Source organism: Mesorhizobium sp. M7A.F.Ca.AU.002.02.1.1 (assembly GCF_003998535.1).
Taxonomy (GTDB): domain Bacteria; phylum Pseudomonadota; class Alphaproteobacteria; order Rhizobiales; family Rhizobiaceae; genus Mesorhizobium; species Mesorhizobium ciceri.
The window spans coordinates 1-1,162 of sequence record NZ_RZPB01001222.1 but is presented as its reverse complement, the minus strand read 5'-3'; the positions used below and the strand labels follow the sequence as shown (position 1 = coordinate 1,162).

The following is a 1,162-nucleotide window of genomic DNA, read 5'->3' as shown; positions in this document are numbered from 1 at the left end:
CGCCTTTGCGAGCACAGCGGGCCAGTCGACTGGAATCGTGCTTTGCGAGCCGGCCTTATTGTTGCCGTCGTGGACGACCTTGAGTTGGGCTTCGGTCAGGCGCTCCAACTCATGGAAAGCCGGGTCGTTGCGCAAATCTTCCCCGGACGGATTCTCACCGTCTAGCGAAGAAAGCCAGAGTGCGAGATCAATCACACCAACCCCCAGCGAAGGCCCTCAAACCTTATGTGACCTTACGTTATCACACCGGTGCACTTTACCACAATTCAACGAGTGCTCCAAAATTAACAGAAGCTGAACACCGCCATGAGTACCGAACTCCGTGGCGCAATTGTCAATCCGTATGAGAAATGCATTGCGCAGGGCGCGCAATTCCGCTGTTGTTTGCAGCCGGTGGTGCAAGACTTCCACAATACGAGGAAGCTGGCTGAACCAGGCATTGAGGCCTCGTCCACAACGCACTTTGTCAAGTGGCGGCATCTGTGGCAGTTTATCGGCTGGCAGATTGCAGGAGCACGTTCGATGGAACAGCGCCGGTCGTCGCAGAGCTTCAAGCGTAAGGAACTGGTCGGCAAGCTTGATCCTGTCGGGGTGCGCGCCTTCAAGGCCGCGGCCGATAGCGCCAAGCTGCGCGGCAATCCTTACGTCGAACTCGTTCACTTCATCGAGCAGCTGGTGCTTTCCGACCGCTCCGATGTGCAAATGATAATCGCCGATGCGGGACTGGATGCCAGCCGGCTCACGGCAGATATGACCCGTGCCGTCGACAAGTTGCCCTATGGCGCAACCTCGATCGAGGAATTCTCCGATCATATCTTTCATGCAATCCAGGAAGCCTGGAACCTCGCGACGCTGGAGTTCGGCGTCGAGGAAGTCCGCAGCGCCCATATTCTGCTTTCCTGCCTGAAAACCCCGGTTCTGGAAGGCCTGCTGTCGAAGATCAGCGGCGAGTTCGACAAGATCGACGCCGATGCGGTTGTCGCGCGGTTCGCCGATGTCGTGGAAGGTTCGCTCGAAGGCGGCGCAGCCATCGCGGTTCCCGCGGCTGAAACGCCGAAGCGGACCATGGGCGGAGATTCGGCCTTGGCGAAATTCGCCACCGATCTGACCCAACGCGCCCGCGAGGGCAAGATCGATCCGGTCGTCGGCCGCGATCCGGAGA

The 1,162-nt window shown here is 58.9% G+C and carries 2 pseudogenes; one reads left to right on the top strand and one right to left on the bottom strand.

Features of this window, described 5'->3' with window-relative positions:
• Window positions 1–195 (bottom strand): annotated as a pseudogene (locus EN879_RS36655) (type VI secretion system protein TssA); the annotation flags it as partial.
• Window positions 196–522: 327 nt separating this feature from the next.
• On the opposite strand from EN879_RS36655, the pseudogene EN879_RS36650 reads away from it, so the two are divergent.
• A pseudogene (locus EN879_RS36650) lies at window positions 523–1,162 on the top strand (type VI secretion system ATPase TssH); the annotation flags it as partial.